Source organism: Marinobacter lutaoensis, from assembly GCF_001981305.1.
GTDB classification, from domain to species: domain Bacteria; phylum Pseudomonadota; class Gammaproteobacteria; order Pseudomonadales; family Oleiphilaceae; genus Marinobacter; species Marinobacter lutaoensis.
The window spans coordinates 226,874-243,774 of record NZ_MSCW01000008.1; the positions used below are offsets into that span (position 1 = coordinate 226,874).

General features: G+C 64.3%; 16 protein-coding genes. 11 read left to right on the forward strand and 5 right to left on the reverse strand.

The window, feature by feature from the left end:
* Positions 1-43: 43 nt before the first annotated feature.
* From BTO32_RS14180 to ung, 6 genes are all read left to right on the forward strand, one after another.
* Positions 44-1,345, forward strand: a complete 1,302-nt coding sequence (locus tag BTO32_RS14180) for a homoserine dehydrogenase (protein WP_076725292.1) — start codon at positions 44-46, stop codon at positions 1,343-1,345.
* Between the two features lie 11 nt (positions 1,346-1,356).
* Positions 1,357-2,757 carry a threonine synthase gene (gene thrC, locus BTO32_RS14185; protein ID WP_076725293.1) on the forward strand — a complete coding sequence of 467 codons (1,401 nt, stop codon included), beginning with the start codon at positions 1,357-1,359 and terminating at the stop codon, positions 2,755-2,757.
* A gap of 6 nt (positions 2,758-2,763) precedes the next feature.
* Positions 2,764-4,497, forward strand: coding sequence for a single-stranded-DNA-specific exonuclease RecJ (gene recJ / locus BTO32_RS14190; protein ID WP_076725294.1), 1,734 nt, complete (start codon positions 2,764-2,766; stop codon positions 4,495-4,497).
* Positions 4,498-4,587: 90 nt separating this feature from the next.
* Positions 4,588-5,683 (forward strand): peptide chain release factor 2 gene (gene prfB / locus BTO32_RS14195; RefSeq protein ID WP_139339071.1). Its coding sequence is split into 2 segments (ribosomal slippage): positions 4,588-4,659 and positions 4,661-5,683, totalling 1,095 coding nucleotides; the frame shifts between segments, so codons are not numbered across the junction.
* Positions 5,684-5,738: 55 nt separating this feature from the next.
* Complete coding sequence (lysS, locus tag BTO32_RS14200; RefSeq protein ID WP_076725296.1) at positions 5,739-7,280, forward strand: lysine--tRNA ligase; 1,542 nt, start codon at positions 5,739-5,741, stop codon at positions 7,278-7,280.
* Between the two features lie 4 nt (positions 7,281-7,284).
* Positions 7,285-8,016 (forward strand): uracil-DNA glycosylase, encoded by a 732-nt coding sequence (gene ung, locus BTO32_RS14205; RefSeq protein ID WP_076725297.1) that lies wholly within the window; start codon positions 7,285-7,287, stop codon positions 8,014-8,016.
* Positions 8,017-8,037: 21 nt separating this feature from the next.
* Here the strand turns inward: ung and BTO32_RS14210 are convergent, their stop codons facing one another.
* From BTO32_RS14210 to nadB, 5 genes are all read right to left on the reverse strand, one after another.
* On the reverse strand, positions 8,038-8,871 hold the full coding sequence (locus BTO32_RS14210; protein WP_076725298.1) for an HDOD domain-containing protein: 834 nt from the start codon (positions 8,869-8,871) through the stop codon (positions 8,038-8,040).
* Positions 8,872-8,984: 113 nt separating this feature from the next.
* Positions 8,985-9,980: a CAF17-like 4Fe-4S cluster assembly/insertion protein YgfZ gene (gene ygfZ, locus BTO32_RS14215; protein ID WP_076725299.1), complete on the reverse strand. Its 996-nt coding sequence runs from the start codon at positions 9,978-9,980 to the stop codon at positions 8,985-8,987.
* Positions 9,977-10,456 carry a hypothetical protein gene (locus BTO32_RS14220; RefSeq protein ID WP_076725300.1) on the reverse strand — a complete coding sequence of 160 codons (480 nt, stop codon included), beginning with the start codon at positions 10,454-10,456 and terminating at the stop codon, positions 9,977-9,979. The genes ygfZ and BTO32_RS14220 overlap by 4 nt, the downstream gene beginning before the upstream one ends.
* Complete coding sequence (locus BTO32_RS14225) at positions 10,440-10,712, reverse strand: FAD assembly factor SdhE (protein ID WP_076725301.1); 273 nt, start codon at positions 10,710-10,712, stop codon at positions 10,440-10,442. The genes BTO32_RS14220 and BTO32_RS14225 overlap by 17 nt, the downstream gene beginning before the upstream one ends.
* 30 nt (positions 10,713-10,742) lie before the next feature.
* The gene (gene nadB / locus BTO32_RS14230; protein ID WP_175618668.1) at positions 10,743-12,350 is read right to left on the reverse strand and encodes an L-aspartate oxidase; all 1,608 of its coding nucleotides are present in this window, start codon (positions 12,348-12,350) and stop codon (positions 10,743-10,745) included.
* A 126-nt stretch (positions 12,351-12,476) separates the two neighbouring features.
* Here nadB and rpoE point away from each other — a divergent pair, with 126 nt between their 5' ends.
* The 5 genes from rpoE (at position 12,477) to BTO32_RS14255 (ending at position 16,795) form a co-directional block, all read left to right on the forward strand.
* Positions 12,477-13,166 (forward strand): RNA polymerase sigma factor RpoE, encoded by a 690-nt coding sequence (gene rpoE, locus BTO32_RS14235; RefSeq protein WP_076725303.1) that lies wholly within the window; start codon positions 12,477-12,479, stop codon positions 13,164-13,166.
* Between the two features lie 11 nt (positions 13,167-13,177).
* Complete coding sequence (locus BTO32_RS14240; protein WP_076725304.1) at positions 13,178-13,753, forward strand: sigma-E factor negative regulatory protein; 576 nt, start codon at positions 13,178-13,180, stop codon at positions 13,751-13,753.
* A 16-nt stretch (positions 13,754-13,769) separates the two neighbouring features.
* Positions 13,770-14,801 (forward strand): MucB/RseB C-terminal domain-containing protein, encoded by a 1,032-nt coding sequence (locus BTO32_RS14245; RefSeq protein ID WP_245820344.1) that lies wholly within the window; start codon positions 13,770-13,772, stop codon positions 14,799-14,801.
* Positions 14,798-15,247, forward strand: coding sequence for a SoxR reducing system RseC family protein (locus tag BTO32_RS14250; protein WP_076725305.1), 450 nt, complete (start codon positions 14,798-14,800; stop codon positions 15,245-15,247). Before BTO32_RS14245 ends, BTO32_RS14250 begins: the two co-directional genes overlap by 4 nt.
* A gap of 126 nt (positions 15,248-15,373) precedes the next feature.
* On the forward strand, positions 15,374-16,795 hold the full coding sequence (locus tag BTO32_RS14255) for a DegQ family serine endoprotease (protein ID WP_076725306.1): 1,422 nt from the start codon (positions 15,374-15,376) through the stop codon (positions 16,793-16,795).
* Positions 16,796-16,901 lie beyond the last annotated feature (106 nt).

Genomic DNA, 16,901 nt, shown 5'->3' on the forward strand with positions numbered 1-16,901 from the left:
GATTTGAATCCATTCAGTGCCCCTTGGGATCAGAGGTGAGAGTTTGAAAGACGTCAGTGTCGGAATCTGCGGACTGGGAACCGTTGGCGGCGGTACATTCAACGTTTTGACCCGGAACGCCGCGCTCATCGCGGGGCGGGCCGGGTGCAACATCCGGATTGCCCGGGTTGCCAGCCGCCGTGGCCGGGATGACCTGGATCTGGGGGGCGTTCCGTTCAGCACCGACATTTTCGACGTCGTCAACGACCCGTCGGTGGACGTGGTGGTGGAGCTGATCGGCGGTTACGATGTGGCGCGGGAGCTGGTCCTGGCGGCGATCGCCAATGGCAAGCATGTGGTGACCGCCAATAAGGCCCTGATCGCGGTGCACGGCAACGAGATCTTCGAGGCTGCCGAGAATGCCGGCGTGGTTGTGGCCTACGAGGCTGGCGTCGCCGGAGGCATCCCGGTGATCAAGGCGGTCCGGGAAGGCATGGCGGCCAACCGGATTGACTGGATCGCCGGCATCATCAACGGCACCGGTAACTATATCCTGACGGAAATGCGGGCCGGCCGGGAATTCTCGGACGTGCTCAAGGAAGCACAGGCGCTGGGCTACGCGGAGGCCGATCCTACGTTCGACGTGGAAGGTATCGACGCGGCGCACAAGCTGACCATCCTGGCCGCCTCGGGCTTTGGCGTGCCGCTGCAGTTCGACAAGGCGTATACCGAGGGCATCGCCGGAATCACCCCCTACGACATCGCCCACGCCGAACTGCTGGGCTATCGCATCAAGCATCTGGGGATTGCCCGCCGGCGCGAGGACGGCATCGAGCTTCGCGTGCACCCGACATTGGTTCCCCAGAGTCATCTGATTGCCCAGGTGGACGGTGTCCTGAACGCCGTTCTGGTGGACGGCGACGCCGTCGGCCAGACCATGTACTACGGCCCGGGGGCCGGCGCCGAGGCTACCGCCTCCGCGGTGATCGCGGATATCGTGGACGTGGCGCGCTTGGTGGCCTCGGGCGGCTCTCCCCGGGTCCCGTATCTGGGCTTCCGGCCGGAAGCCATGGCGGACCTGGGGGTGCTGCCGATGGAAGACGTCCAGTCCGCCTACTACCTGCGCATCCAGGCGTTCGACCATCCGGGCGTGCTGGCTAAGATCGCGTCCGTCCTGAGTGAGCATGGCATCAACATCGAATCCATCATGCAGAAGGAATCCGAATTCCGGGATGGACGGATTCCGGTGATCATTCTGACCCACACGGTCCTGGAACGTCAGATGAACCTGGCGATCGAGGCGCTGGAGTCGCTGTCGGAAATCGATGGCAAGGTGGTGCGCATTCGCGCGGAAAACTTCAACTGACAGGTACGCACGTGAGATACATCAGTACGCGGGGCGAGGCGCCCGCACTGGGCTTTGAAGACGTCCTCCTTACCGGCCTGGCCAGCGATGGCGGCCTCTATGTTCCCGAGTCCCTGCCGCACTTCAGCCTGGAGGAGATCCGGAGCTGGCGCGGGCTGTCCTACAGCGAGCTGGCCTTCAACGTGATGCATCCGTTCGTGGAAGACGCCATCCCGGCGGACGACTTCCGCGACATGCTGGAGGAAACCTATGCCGTCTTCGCCCACCAGGCGGTGGCGCCGCTGGTGCAGCTCGACAGCAACGAATGGGTGCTGGAGCTGTTCCGTGGTCCGACCCTGGCGTTCAAGGACTTCGCCCTGCAGCTGCTTGGCCGCCTGCTTGACTACGTGCTGGAAAAACGCAACCAGCATGTGGTGATCATGGGCGCCACCTCCGGCGATACCGGTTCGGCGGCAATCGAAGGCTGCCGCCGCTGCAAGCACGTCGACATTTTCATCCTGCACCCGTATCAGCGGGTGTCCGAGGTCCAGCGCCGGCAGATGACCACGGTGCTGGGTGACAACATCCACAACATCGCGGTAAAGGGCAATTTCGACGACTGCCAGCGCATGGTCAAGGCCAGTTTTGGCGATCAGTCCTTCCTCGGAGGCAAGACCCAGCTGGCCGCGGTGAACTCCATCAACTGGGCCCGGATCATGGCCCAGATCGTCTACTACTTCCAGGCCGCGCTGGCGCTCGGAGGCCCGGACCGGAGCGTGGCCTTCTCCGTGCCCACGGGCAACTTTGGCGATATCTTCGCCGGTTACCTGGCGAAAAAAATGGGCCTGCCGGTGTCCCAACTGGTGATCGCCACCAACCGCAACGACATCCTGCACCGTTTTATGAGCGGCAACAGGTACGAGCAGCGGCAACTGGAGCACACCCTGTCGCCGAGCATGGACATCATGGTGTCCAGCAATTTCGAGCGCCTGCTGTTCGACCTGCATGGTCGTGACGGCGCCGCGGTCAAACAGCTGCTGGAAGATGCCGCGAAGGGGCCGGTGAGCATCGCGGATTACCGCTGGCGACACGCCCGCAAGCTGTTCGACAGTGAGTCGGTGGACGACGAAACCACCTGCGCGACCATTCGTGAGGTATACCAGCGCAATGAATACCTGCTGGACCCCCACACCGCCATCGGTGTGAGGGCCGCGCGGGCCTGTCGGCGTGATCCGGCGGTGCCGATGGTCACGCTGGGGACGGCCCATCCGGCCAAGTTCCCCGAGGCCATTGAGCGTTCCGGTCTGGCGGTGAAGCCGGCGCTGCCGACGCACATGGCCGACCTGTTCGAGCGTGAAGAGCGCTACACGGTGATTGACAACGATCTGGCCCAGGTGCAGGCGTTCATCGCCTCTCACTGGCACGATGCCTGATTCGGAATGACGCCGAAGAAGATCCTGCGCCGCCCCCAGCCGGATGGTGTTCCGGCCTGGGGGCAACACCTCCCGCCGCTGCTGCGGCGCCTGTATGCCGCCCGTGGCGTCCGGTCCGATGCTGAACTCGCCTACACTCTGAAACACCTGGCCTCGCCCCTCGACATGCGGGGCATCGACCGTGCCGTGGCGTTGCTGGCCGAAGCTATCGAGCAGCGGCAGCGAGTGCTGGTCCTGGGGGATTTCGACGCCGATGGCGCTACCAGCACGGCGGTGGCCTTGCTGGGGTTGTCGATGCTGGGGCTCCAGGACATCGATTTCCGGGTACCCAGCCGCTTTTCCGACGGTTATGGGCTGACGCCGGGTATTGTCGAGCGTCTGCACTCGGAGGGTGCGCTGCCGGACCTGCTGGTCACCGTCGATAATGGCATCTCCGCCATCGAGGGCGTGCGGGCGGCCCGGGCGCTGGGTGTCCGGGTGCTGGTGACCGACCACCACTTGGCCGGCGAGTCGCTGCCCGAAGCGGATGCCATCGTCAATCCAAACCAGCCGGGCTGCCCGTTCCTGAGTAAACACGCCGCAGGCGTGGGCGTGATGTTCTATGTCTTGACCGCGCTGCGCCGTCACCTGCGGGAGACCGGGCGGCTGCCGGCCCCGGAGCCGAATCTCGGCAGCCTGCTGGACCTGGTGGCCCTGGGCACCGTCGCCGATGTGGTGCCACTGGATCACAACAACCGGATCTTCGTGGAGCAGGGGTTGCGGCGCATTCGCCAGGGGTTGGCCCGTCCGGGCATCCTGGCGTTGCTGGACGTGGCCGGTCGGGACCACCGGCAGGTGAGTGCCACCGATCTGGGTTTCGTGGTCGGGCCCCGTCTCAACGCCGCCGGCCGGCTCGACGACATGAGCATCGGCATTGCCTGCCTGTTGGCAGACGACCCCGAGGAGGCCCGGCGCCTGGCGCGCGAGCTGGATGCCTTCAACCGGGAGCGGCGTACCATCGAGCAGGAGATGAAGAGCCAGGCCCAGGAGTTGCTGGCGTCTATGTCGCTGGATGTGTCGGGCCTGCCCTGGGGGTTGGCGTTGTTCGATCCGGACTGGCACCAGGGGGTGATTGGAATTCTGGCGGCGCGCATCCGGGAGCAGACGCATCGGCCCACGATCGCCTTCGCCCCCGATGACGGCCAGCACCTGAAAGGCTCGGCCCGGTCAATCCCTGGTCTGCACATCCGCGACGCGCTGGCGACGCTGGATGCCCGCCACCCGGGTTTGCTGAAGAAATACGGCGGCCATGCCATGGCGGCGGGCATGACCATCGCCCGGTCGGACTTCGATGCCTTCTGTGCTGCGTTCGACGCCACCGTACGGCAGCTGCTGACGCCTGCGGACCTGGAAGCCGCCATTGTCACCGACGGCCCGCTGGAGCCCGCCGAGTTGTGTCTGGAGACGGCCCATTTGCTCAAGCATGCCGGTCCCTGGGGGCAGCACTTTCCGGAGCCGTTGTTTGACGGTGAATTCCGGGTGGTGAGCCAGCGGGTGGTGGGGGGGCACCACCTCAAGCTGGTGCTCCAGCCGCTGGCCGGGCGGGAGCCGGTGGACGCCATTGCCTTCAATACCGGACCGGAGGTGCCGGACTTTACCCGTACCGGTGCCCGGGTGGTCTACAAGCCGGATGCCAACACCTTCCGTGGGCGCACCAGCCTGCAGTTGCTGGTGGACTACCTGGAGCCGCTCGCCGGCTAGGGCGGCCCCGTTCCAGCTGAATTGCCTCGGAATTTCCGGTAGAATTCCGCCCCTGTTTCTACCCCATTTGCCAAAGCGAGAAAGGGTTTCATGGAAATCAATCCCATAGTGACGAAGATCAAAGAGCTTCGCGAGCGCACTGAAGCGCTGAGGGGGTATCTTTGACTACGATCAGCGCAGCGAGCGCCTGATCGAAGTAGAGCGCGAACTGGAACTGCCGACGGTTTGGGACGATCCCGATCGGGCCCAGGCCCTGGGTAAGGAGCGGTCGGATCTGGAGCTGATCGTTCACACCATCGACCGGCTGACCAACGGTCTGGCGGATGCCGAAAGCCTGTTGGAGCTGGCGGTGGAGGAAGAGGACGAGGCCACCGTCGCCGAGATCCAGGCCGATCTGGAGGCGCTCGACGGCGAGCTGCAGAAACTTGAGTTCCGCCGCATGTTCTCTGGTGAGATGGACGCCAACAACGCCTATCTGGATATCCAAGCCGGTTCTGGCGGCACCGAGGCTCAGGACTGGGCCAACATGCTGCTGCGCATGTACCTGCGCTGGGCGGAGCGCCGGGGCTTCAAGACCGAAATCGTGGAGCTGCAGGAAGGCGAGGTAGCAGGCATCAAGAGTGCCACCATCCATGTCCAGGGGGACTACGCCTACGGCTGGCTGCGTACCGAGACCGGCGTACACCGCCTGGTGCGCAAGTCGCCGTTCGATTCCGGCAACCGTCGCCACACTTCCTTCTCTTCGGTGTTCGTGTCGCCGGAAGTGGATGACAGCTTCGAAATCGAGATCAATCCGGCGGATCTGCGCGTGGACGTCTACCGGGCCTCCGGCGCCGGCGGTCAGCACGTCAACCGGACCGAATCGGCGGTGCGTCTGACGCACAAACCGACCGGGATCGTAGTGGCCTGTCAGGCCGGGCGCAGTCAGCACCAGAACAAGGACCAGGCCATGAAACAGCTGAAGGCCAAGCTCTTTGAACTGGAAATGCAGAAGCGCAACGCCGAGAAGCAGAAACAGGAAGATGCCAAGGCCGATATCGGCTGGGGCAGTCAGATCCGTTCCTACGTGCTGGACGACAGCCGCGTCAAGGATCTGCGTACCAAGGTTGAAACCAGCAACACCCAGGCGGTCCTGGACGGCGATATCGACAAGTTCATCGAAGCCAGCCTGAAGATGGCGCTGTAATCCGGCGCCGTCGACTTCCTCTTAACCCGGACAACCCGAATCCGAGCGAGCCAACATGACCGAACACACTCAACACGCCGCACAGCACGAAGACAACAAGCTGATTGCCGAACGCCGCGCCAAACTGGCGGAGCTGCGTCGTCAGGGCCACCCGTTCCCCAACGATTTCCGTCGTACCGCGACGGCTGCCGAACTTCAGGAAATGTACGGCGACAAGAGCAAGGAGGAACTGGAGGCACTGGCGGTCAAGGTGGCGGTGGCCGGCCGCATGATGCTGGACCGTAAGGCGTTCAAGGTGCTTCAGGATATGAGTGGCCGTATTCAGATCTACGCCACCAAGGAAGTCCAGAAGGACACCAAGCACTGGGACCTGGGGGATATCGTGGGGGTTCGGGGCACCCTGGCCAAATCCGGCAAGGGGGATCTGTATGTCACCATGGACGAGTATGTGCTGCTGACCAAGTCGCTCCGGCCGCTGCCCGAGAAGCATAAGGGGCTGACCGACATGGAGGCCCGCTACCGGCACCGCTACGTCGACCTGATGGTCAATGAGGAAACCCGGCGCACCTTCCAGATCCGCACCCGGATCATCAACAGCATGCGCAACTATTTCAATGCCCGCGGCTTCATGGAAGTGGAAACGCCCATGCTGCAGGTGATTCCCGGTGGCGCCACGGCGCGGCCCTTCGTCACCCATCATAACGCCCTGGACATTGACATGTACCTGCGCATTGCGCCGGAGCTGTACCTGAAGCGGCTGGTGGTGGGCGGCTTCGAGCGTGTGTTTGAAATCAACCGCAACTTCCGTAACGAGGGGTTGTCCACCCGGCACAACCCCGAGTTCACCATGGTCGAGTTCTACCAGGCCTACGCAGACTACAACGATCTGATGGACCTGACCGAGGACATGCTGCGCCAGATCACCCAGGAGGTGCTGGGCACCACCGTGGTGGTTAATACCCGGGAACTGGCCAACGGCGAGACGGAAACGGTGGCGTACGACTTCGGCAAGCCGTTCAGACGCATGACCGTGGTTGAGGCCATTCTGGAGCACAACCCCGACATCCAGGCCGGCCAGCTGGGGGACGAGGCCAGCGCTCGTCGCGTGGCCGAAGGACTGGGCATTCCGCTGAAGGACAGCTGGGGTCTGGGTAAGGTGCTGATCGAGATCTTCGAGGCCACGGTCGAGCACAAGCTGATCCAGCCCACCTTCATCACCGACTATCCGAAGGAAGTGTCGCCGTTGGCCCGTTGCCGGGACGACGACCCGTTCGTGACCGAGCGCTTCGAGTTCTTCGTGGGCGGCCGGGAGCTGGCCAACGGCTTCTCCGAGTTGAACGACGCCGAGGATCAGGCCGAGCGCTTCCGGGCCCAGGCCGAGGAAAAGGCGGCCGGGGACGACGAAGCCATGTTCTATGATGCCGACTACGTGATGGCTCTGGAGTATGGTCTGCCGCCGACGGCCGGCGAGGGCATCGGGATCGACCGGCTGGTCATGCTGCTGACCGACTCGCCGTCGATCCGGGACGTCATCCTGTTCCCGCACATGCGGCCTGAACAGCGGTCCGAGCCGGCGGCGGGCGAGTCCGAGGCGTGAGCCGATGCATCCGGTAGAGGGCCTGGCCCACCAGCTGAAGCCGGGGCGGGGTTGGGACGAGTATCTGGCTCCGGAATTTCATCAGCCGTACATGCGGGCGCTGGCGGAGTTCCTGGCCGCCGAGGAACAGGCCGGCAAGGTCCTGTTCCCGCCCAGCAGTCACTGCTTCAATGCCCTCAACAGCACGCCGCTGGAACAGGTGAAGGTGGTGATTCTGGGGCAGGACCCCTACCACGGTCCGGGGCAGGCCCATGGCCTTTGTTTTTCCGTGCGGCCCAATGTGCCGCCGCCGCCGTCCCTGGTGAACATCTTCAAGGAAATCGAGGACGACCTGGGGATCGCGCCGCCGGACCACGGCTGCCTCCAGCCCTGGGCCGAGCAGGGAGTGTTGCTGCTCAACAGCGTATTGACGGTGGTCCAGGGCCAGGCCGGTGCCCATCAGGGCAAGGGCTGGGAACGCTTTACCGACAAAGTGGTGGAAACCGTCAACCGGCATCGGGAGGGAGTGGTGTTCCTGTTGTGGGGAAGCCATGCCCGGAAGAAGGGCCAGCACATCGATCGCCGGCGCCACTTGGTGCTGGAAGGCCCGCACCCGTCGCCCTTGAGTGCCTATCGGGGCTTTTTCGGCTGCCGTCATTTCTCAAAAGCCAATACCTGGCTGCAACAAAAAGGGCAGAACCCCATCGACTGGGCTCTGCCCTCCCGCAACGAGCTGTTGGCCCGTTACCGCAAGTAGCCGGTCTCGCCGCTGCCCGGATTACTTCAGAAGGGCCATGGCCGCTTCCATCTGGGCACTCAGGTCTTCTTCCTCGCCCATGTCGATGTTCGGGTCCAAGCTCAGACGGTCGAAGGCGGAGATCCGGTTCCAGTCCATGTCCGTCCAGGGATGCTCGGTGCCCGCCACCAGTTGCAGGTTTGCCACCATCACCAAGTCGGCGTAATCGGCGGTCGGCACTTGGCGCTGGAAGTCGGTGTACTCCAGCGGCACGTTCTGCAATTCTTTCGGGAAATCCCATTTCTTGAGGATCAGCGCACCGATGCGCGGGTGCAATTCGTCGATGACGTTGTCGAGCATAATGCTGCTGATCTGTATGTCCCGGTCTTCCACATAGCGCAGAATTGGCAGCACGCCGATCAGGTGCACCAGGCCGGCGAGGGTGGCCTGCTCGGGTTTGAGACGGGTGTAGTGCTGCGCCAGCACATGGCAGACACCGGCCACTTCCGTGCTGGTCTGCCAGGTTGCGCGCAGGCGCTTGTCGATCATGTCGGACGTAGCCTGGAACATCTGCTCCATCGCCAGCCCCATGGCGAGGCTGCTGGTATAGGCCATGCCCAGGCGGCTGACCGCCATATTCAGGTTCTCGATGGCCCGGCTGCCGCGGAACAGCGGGCTGTTGCAGACCCGGATGATCCGGGCCGACAGGGCGGTGTCGTTGCTGATCACCTTCACCAGATCGGCGATGGCCGAGTTTTCCGATTCGGCGATTTCGCGTACCTGCAGCGCCACTTCCGGCAGCGTCGGCAGGATCAGTTTGTCCGCCTCGATGGCGTTGATCAGGTCGTTCTTAATGGTTTCAACGATATTCGACATGGGCGTTGGAATCCGCTGGTGAGCACGCACGCCGAGCCGCCGCTCGCGGCCAGGCACGTTAAGAGGGTCCTTGGCTCCCTTTATAGCAAATTTCCCCGAGCTTGCCTGTCAACTTATGTATCGGCGTTGGCGGGGCCTTCCCGTTCCGGAACCGGGTAGGGCAGGGGGCGGGGCATCAGCGGTTGCCCCTCAACGGTCAGCGGCTGTCCGGCAGCGTCGTGGCGAACCACGGCCAGCAGTTCGGAGGAGCCGTCGGTATAGGTCACCGCCGTGACAACCTCGCCAACCGCCTGATTGCCGGCCAGGACGCGGCTGCCGGTGCGCACTCCGCCCGGGCAGGAAAACCGGTACAGGCTTTTCTTCAGTTGCCCGAGAAAGTGCATGCGGGCGATGACTTCCTGGCCGGTGTAGCAGCCTTTCTTGAAGTGGACGCCGCCCAGGTGATGCCAGTTGAGCATCTGGGGCACATAGGCTTCCCAACTGTGGGTGTCCAGCTGGGGCACGCCGGCGGCGATGTCCCGGGCCTGCCAGTCGGCCACGGACAGCTCGGGCGTGCCCGTCAGGTCCGGTGCCGTGTCGCCAGTTTGCCAGAACTCGAAACGGACGATGCCCCGGTCGTCGTCCTCGACGCGGATCAGCAGGCCCGAGTCCAGGGGCTGGGCATCGGCCGGCATTCCCAGAGCGGCGGGCGTGGCGCCGGCGATCTGCGCCGCAGCGTCCATGCCGACCAGACCCCATACCTGGGCGTTGGCCAGGGGCGTCATGGTGGTGCCCCGGAACAGTCTCAGGTACTTGTCGAGCTGAGCCTGGGTGGCTTCAAGCAATGCCTTGGGCAGCACCATCAAGACATCCTCGCCGTCCCGGGCCAACCGGGTCAGGGCATAGGCTCGGCCCTTGGGGTTGGCGGCGGCGGCCCGGGGTGCGTGGTTTGGGGTTACCTCATCCAGATGCTGACTGAACTGGCCCTGAAGGAAGGCACGGGTGCCTGGCCCGGAAACCCGGACCAGGGTCCGGTCCGACAATCTGGCGTGGCCGGTGTCCGGTATCGGCAGTCGGGCCGGTTCGTCGCTATCGGAAGGGGTGGCGATGACGGTGTCCGTATCAGTCATGGGTGCTCCGGGTCAGCAGTCGGAATGGGTCCCGGCAACCCCAGCCGCAGCCATTGGCGGAACTTTCGGAAACGATCCGGGCAGACATTGCCTGGGTAGCGGTGGCCGGGAGCCAGGAGAATCACGGAATATACTCTGAATTTGGTGCCGGGCGGACGGAGTTTCAAGAGCGCGAAGCGAGCCCCCAGGTGGCTGCTGGCGGTTGGTATCACCTGAATCGGGCCCCCGGCGGTATGGGCGGTCAGCCGGTTGCCGTCGACGCTCAGGGCGGTGATGGCTCGTGAGCCCCGCAGCCGGCCCAGGCGGCGATAGTGAATGATGGCGCCAGCGGCGGCCAGGGGCAGGCAGACCAGGAGCCAAATGTGGCCCAGGCCGGCGGCTGTCAGGAGAAAGGCGGCGAGAACCGCCCAGGGCAGCAAGGCCACGAGGCCCGCCGCCCAGGACGGCGACAGCGACAGGTCAATCCGGTTGCACACGATCGAGGATCATGTCCACCATGCGCCGCAGGTCCGGATCCTCTGGCCGGCCACGTTGCATGAACCAGGCGAACAGGTCCGTGTCCTCACAGTCGAGCAGTTTCCGGTAACGGGCCTGATCCTCTGGGTCGAGGTCCCGGTAGACCTCCTCCAGGAAGGGAATCAGCAATACGTCCAGCTCCAGCATGCCCCGGCGGCTGTGCCACCAGAGGCGCTTGAATTCGGGATTGTCGGATGCGGGAGGGGTATTGGCCATAGGGGTTCGGTTGCCTCGCGGTTCGTTGGTTCAGGGAGCCAGGGTACGGTAGGTGGTCGGGACCAGGACCGTGTCCCGGGCCTCGTGGAGCAGTCCTGGGTAATCCAGGGTGTAGTGCAGGCCGCGGCTTTCCTTGCGTTGCAAGGCGGAGCAGATGATCAGGTCGGCGACGGTCACCAGGTTACGCAGCTCCAGCAGGTCGTTGGAAACCCGGTAATTGCTGTAGAACTCGCTGATTTCCCGGCTCAGCAGGTCGACCCGGTGCTTCGCCCGCTGCAGACGCTTGGTGGTGCGCACGATACCCACGTAGTCCCACATGAAATGCCGCAGCTCGTCCCAGTTATGGGAGATCACCACGTCCTCGTCGGAGTCGCGCACCTGGCTTTCGTCCCATTCCGGAGCCTCGGGCGGGGCCGGAATATCCGCTTCCCGGCGGGCGATGTCTGCCGCTGCCGAGCGCCCATAGACCAGGCATTCCAGCAGCGAGTTGCTGGCCATCCGGTTGGCGCCGTGCAGGCCGGTGAAGGCGGCCTCGCCAACAGCGTAGAGCTGGTTGATGTCGGTGCGCGCGCGGGCGTCAGTGATGATGCCGCCACAGGTATAGTGAGCGGCGGGAACCACCGGGATCGGTTCCCGGGTGATGTCGATGCCCAGACTCAGACACTTCTCGTGGATGGTCGGGAAGTGGTGCTTGATGAAGTCGGCCGGCTTATGACTGATGTCCAGAAAAACGTGATCCACCCCCAGGCGCTTCATCTCATGGTCGATGGCCCGGGCGACGATGTCGCGGGGGGCCAGTTCCGCCCGTGGATCGAAACGGTCCATGAAACGGCTGCCGTCCGGCAGCGTCAGCACCCCGCCTTCGCCCCGCACCGCCTCGGTGATCAGGAAGGATTTGGCGTGGGGGTGGTACAGGCAGGTCGGATGGAACTGATTGAACTCCATATTGGCGACCCGGCAGCCGGCCCGCCAGGCCATGGCAATGCCGTCTCCGGAGGCGCCGTCGGGGTTGGTGGTGTAACGGTAGGCCTTGGAGGCGCCGCCGGTGGCGATCACCGTGAACCGGGCGCGGAACAGCTCCACGTGATTGTTCTCCAGGTTGAGAACGTAGGCGCCCACGCAACGGTTGCCTGGCAGTGACAGCTTGCGGTTGGTGATCAGGTCCACCGCCACCCGTCGGGTGAGCAGGTGGATGTTGGCGCGGGCCTGGGCCTGGGCCGCCAGGGTGGTGGATACGGCAAAACCGGTGGCGTCGGCCGCGTGGATGATCCGCCGATGACTGTGGCCGCCTTCCCGGGTCAGGTGGTAGTGTTCGTTGTCGTCCTCGCGGGTGAAGTTCACGCCGGACTCGATCAGCCAGTCGATACTTTCCTTGCTGTGTTCGACGGTGAAGCGGACGGCGTCCTCGTGGCACAGTCCGGCGCCCGCGGTCAGGGTGTCCTGAATGTGGTTCTCGACCGAATCCTGGTCGTCCAGTACGGCGGCGATGCCGCCCTGGGCCCACAGGGTGGCGCCACTGCTGATGTCGGCCTTGCTGATGACGCACACCTGCAGGTGGGGCGGCAAATTGAGGGCCACGGTCAGGCCGGCGGCACCACTGCCGATAATGAGAACATCGTATTCGTAGGACTGTGGCATTGGATCGATAACGCAGGCCATAATGTGGAGGTGTATTGAACTAAACTTTACGCCCGCTGTCTATTTGGCCGGATGGGGCGCCCATGCCAGGCGCGTTTCTCGGGACCGAACATCAGGCGGTGGTGGATGACACAGACACTTGTCGTAACGGCCGGTCAGCTGGCCAGGAAAACGGGGACTACCGGCAAACCCTCCATGACGCCCGACCAGAATCAAAGCCAGGGTGACCATCCCGACAGCCAGACAGACCTGCAGCTGGTGCGCAAGGTCCGGAACGGTGACCGCGCCGCCTTCGACCTGCTGGTGGTCAAGTACCAGTCCCGGGTGGCCTCGATCATCAGCCGCTATGTCTACGACCCCCAGGAAGTCATGGACCTGGCCCAGGAGACCTTTGTTAAGGCGTACCGGGCCATTGACCGGTTCCGGGGCGACAGCGCCTTTTACACTTGGCTTTACCGGATCGCCGTCAACACCGCCAAGAACTTTCTGGAGTCCCGCGGGCGTCGCCCCCAGCCAAGTGCCGATGTGGCCGAGGCGGAGAACTTCGACGACGGCCGCCGGCTGCGGGATCCGGCGTCTCCGGAACGCCTGCTGCAACGGGAACAGCTGCAGGAAGCCCTGTCCCGGGCCATTGCCCAGCTGCCAGAGGACTTGCGCTCGGCCTTCCTGCTCCGGGAGTACGACGGTCTCAGCTACGAAGACATCGCCCGAATTCTCGATTGCCCCATCGGCACGGTCCGATCTCGGATATTCCGGGCCAGGGACGCGGTGGACCGTTATCTCGGCCCTTTACTCAACCCTTCAGAGACAGTTTGAGGTTGCATCCGATGGATGATCGTCTCAGAGAAACCTTGTCGGCAATGATGGATGATGAGGCGGATGAACTGTCGGTTCGCCGGCTGCTGTCTTACCCGGAACAAAACCAGGTGCGGGAACAGTGGCGACGCTGGCAGCAAATCCGGGACTTGATGCACGGTGGCCACGGGCCGGCCGAGGGGATGGATGTGTCCGCCTCGGTGCGGGCGGTGCTGGACGGGCGTTCCGGCGCCGGACCGGAGTCCGCGCCGGCCCGGCGTGCCGGTGGCGCGTCCTGGCACTGGCCGGTGGTGGCGATGGTGACCCTGGCATTGGTGATTGGCTTTGGCGCTGGCGCGGGTTGGGAGTCCGGTGGTGTCGACGGCCCCCGGGTGGCGGCTCCGGGTCCGGGCGCTCTGCCGTCGCCGGTAGCGGCGCTGCCTGAGCCGGCGGTTCCCGATCAGGAAGTGGCGTTGCAGGGGCTGGACGAGGAGCAATGGGAGCTGATGAGCCGCTATCTGCTGGAACACGCCCAGCACAACAGCGTGGGGGCTGGACGTGGCGCCGTGGGATACGCCCGGGTGGTCAGTGCCGGCCACGGTTACTGATGACGGAGAGCCCCGAGTGACGCTTGATACGACCATCCGACGCGTTCCTTGGTACCCGGTGGGGCTGCTGCTTCTGGTGCTGCTGGGCGCGTGGATGCCGCTGCGGCCGGCCCTGGCCGAAGAGGCGCCGGTCAACCAGTGGCTCGAGCGTTTGGCGCCCGCTCTGAACATGACGTCCTACCGGGGCGTGTTTGTTTACGCCCGGGGAGATCAGGTGCATTCCATGCGGATTGCCCATCGCTATCACGACGGTATGGTGGAGGAGCGATTGGTGCTCCAGGATGGCGGCAGCGGTGAGATCGTTCGCCGCGGAGCCGACGTGGTCTGTGTGTTGCCCGACCAGGGGCGGATACGACTGGATCAGGTGATTCCATCCGGGCCGTTCGCGGAAGCGTTTACCCGACAGCTGATGCCGGTCAACCGCTGGTATCGCGCCAAGCTGGTGGGGGAAGACCGGGTGGCCGGCTATGACACCGTCAAGATCGTTCTGGAGGCTCGGGACGCACACCGGTACAGCCACAAGCTGTGGCTGGAGCAGAGTACCGGCCTGCTGGTCAAAAGCAGTGTCCAGGATGCGTCCGGCAAGGTGATGGAACACTTCCAGTTCACCAGTCTCGAAATCACCGATGATATTTCCGACGATGAGTTTCAGGTTAAGACCACCGGCCGGGAGATTGCCCGTACCTTGCCGGGTGCGGCGCCGGTTCCGGCGCATACCCCTGCCAGCCGCATGAACGGCTGGGAGCTGGGCTGGCGCCCGGATGGCTTCATGCCGGCGGCCGCCCCCCGCAGCGGCCGGCTGCGGGCCGTGGCGTTCTCCGATGGGCTGGCGGCATTCTCGGTGTTCGTGGAACCGCTGGGCCGGCTGAAGATGCCGATGGGGGTTTCTCGCATCGGTGCCACCACGGTGTTTACCCACGAGCTGGATGTGGCGGGGCAGCCGTTTCTGGTGACGGTGGTGGGCGAGGTGCCGCCGGTGACCGCCAGAAAGGTGGCGGAATCGGTTCGGGTGGACGCCGCCCAGGTGTTTGGAGACCGGCGGCCATGATCACCGAAACCGGCAAAGTGATTGCTCTGAAGGGTGACCAGGCGTGGGTGCAGACGATCCGGGCCAGCGCTTGCCAAAGCTGCGCCGCCCGCCACGGCTGTGGCCAAAAGGCACTGGCCACCGTGACCGGCGGTCGGGCGAATCAGGTGCTGGTGGCCAACACGGTGGACGCCCGGGTGGGGGATGAGGTGGTCATTGGTATTCCGGAACAGGCCCTGCTGGGAGCGTCGCTGCTGGTGTACGCCTTGCCCCTGCTGACCCTGGTGCTGGGCAGCGTGGTCGGCCATCAGCTGGCCCCGAGCGGGGACCTGCCCGCGATGATTGGCGGTGCCGGCGGTCTGGCCTCGGGCCTGGGCTTGGCGGCGCTTTGGCAGCGGCGACTCGGTTCCGCCTGCGAGCCTCGCCTGGTGCGGGTGCAACGTGCCGCTTCCGCCGCCTGTCAATAATTCCTACGGTTTTGTAAGTTGAAAACGGGTCGTGCGGCCTCAACACTACTTTTGGATTTTCCGAGTGGAGGGGGAGACATGCCGAGAGTCAGAGCAGTTGCAGTACAACCACGACCAGCACTTCGGATGGATCGGGCGCTCCACGCCCTGCTGGTATTGTCGGTGATGCTGGTGGTTCTCTGGAGCCAGACCGTCAGCGCCCGTAGCCTGCCCGACTTCACCGATCTGGTGGAGGAGAATTCCGGGGCGGTGGTGAACATCAGCACCACGACCGAGCCTAAAGCCGGCAACACCGGCTATGGCCTGCCGTTCGACGAGCGCCAGCTGGACCAGATGCCCGAGTTTTTCCGGCACTTCTTTCGCGGTCCGCAGTCTCCGTTCGCAGATCCCGACACCGTCCAGCCCCGACACTCGATTGGCTCCGGTTTCATCGTATCCTCGGACGGTTACGTCCTGACCAACAACCACGTGGTCGAGGGTGCGGATGAAATCGTGGTGCGTCTGAGCGACCGGCGCGAACTGCCGGCCACCCTGGTGGGGACCGACCCGCGTTCCGACGTGGCCGTGCTGAAAATCAAGGGTGACAACAAGCTGCCGGTGGTCAAGATCGGCAAGTCCAAGGAACTGAAAGTGGGGGAATGGGTGTTCGCCATCGGCTCCCCCTTCGGCTTTGATCACACCGTTACGGCGGGCGTTGTCAGTGCCGTCGGGCGTTCCCTGCCAAGCGAAAACTACGTGCCCTTCATTCAGACCGACGTTGCCATCAACCCCGGTAACTCGGGGGGGCCGCTGTTCAACATGGATGGCGAGGTCGTTGGCATCAATTCCCAGATCTATACCCGCTCCGGCGGTTTCATGGGGGTCTCCTTCGCGATTCCCATCGATGATGCCATGAATGTGTTCCGGCAGATTCGTGACAAGGGCTCCGTGTCCCGCGGCTGGCTGGGTGTGCTGATTCAGGAGGTCAACCGTGATCTGGCCGAGTCGTTCGGGCTGAAGCGACCCCGTGGCGCCCTGATTGCGGAAGTGATGGAAGGTTCTCCGGCGGAGGAAGCCGGGCTGCATTCCGGCGACATCGTGCTGGAATACGACGGCGAGGAAATCCGCTTTTCGTCCGACCTGCCGCCACTGGTGGGCCGCACTCAGGCCGGAGAAACGGCCCGCCTCACCATCCTGCGTGGTGGCCGGGAAATGGATGTCGATGTGAAAATCGGTCAGTTGCCGGACGAGGGCGCAGAGGTGGCGCAGGGCCCGTCCGGTGACAGCGGCTCCGCCAGCGCGCCACTGGGCATGTCGGTGGAGGACCTGCCCGCGGAAGCCGCCGACTCCCTGGGTATCCCGGGTGGCGTCCTGGTGACCGGTATTGCCCGGGGTCCGGCGTTCGATGCCGGTATTCGGCCCCGGGATGTGATCACTGAGATCAATCGCCAGCAGGTCCGCTCCGTGGCTGACTTCCGTCAGGTGGTCGCATCCCTGCCGGAGGGTCGGGCGGTCTCGGTTCGGGTCATCCGCCAGGGTCGGGCCCTGTATCTGGTGCTCAAGCCCTGACCTGAGCACGGGTTAACGCCGCCGGGACGGGTCTCGGCGGAACTCGAGCCCCCGTGGTTGTGCAAAAGACAGCCACGGGGGCTTTTGCTATACTCTGCGGACTGTG

Excerpts from the sequence above, each read along its gene's own strand:
- recJ (WP_076725294.1), top strand. The coding sequence starts at position 2,764 with ATGACGCCGAAGAAGATCCTGCGCCGCCCCCAGCCGGATGGTGTTCCG.
- lysS (WP_076725296.1), top strand. The coding sequence starts at position 5,739 with ATGACCGAACACACTCAACACGCCGCACAGCACGAAGACAACAAGCTG.
- ung (WP_076725297.1), top strand. The coding sequence starts at position 7,285 with ATGCATCCGGTAGAGGGCCTGGCCCACCAGCTGAAGCCGGGGCGGGGT.
- BTO32_RS14210 (WP_076725298.1), bottom strand. The coding sequence starts at position 8,871 with ATGTCGAATATCGTTGAAACCATTAAGAACGACCTGATCAACGCCATC.
- ygfZ (WP_076725299.1), bottom strand. The coding sequence starts at position 9,980 with ATGACTGATACGGACACCGTCATCGCCACCCCTTCCGATAGCGACGAA.
- BTO32_RS14225 (WP_076725301.1), bottom strand. The coding sequence starts at position 10,712 with ATGGCCAATACCCCTCCCGCATCCGACAATCCCGAATTCAAGCGCCTC.
- nadB (WP_175618668.1), bottom strand. The coding sequence starts at position 12,350 with ATGCCACAGTCCTACGAATACGATGTTCTCATTATCGGCAGTGGTGCC.
- rpoE (WP_076725303.1), top strand. The coding sequence starts at position 12,477 with ATGACACAGACACTTGTCGTAACGGCCGGTCAGCTGGCCAGGAAAACG.
- BTO32_RS14240 (WP_076725304.1), top strand. The coding sequence starts at position 13,178 with ATGGATGATCGTCTCAGAGAAACCTTGTCGGCAATGATGGATGATGAG.
- BTO32_RS14250 (WP_076725305.1), top strand. The coding sequence starts at position 14,798 with ATGATCACCGAAACCGGCAAAGTGATTGCTCTGAAGGGTGACCAGGCG.
- BTO32_RS14255 (WP_076725306.1), top strand. The coding sequence starts at position 15,374 with ATGGATCGGGCGCTCCACGCCCTGCTGGTATTGTCGGTGATGCTGGTG.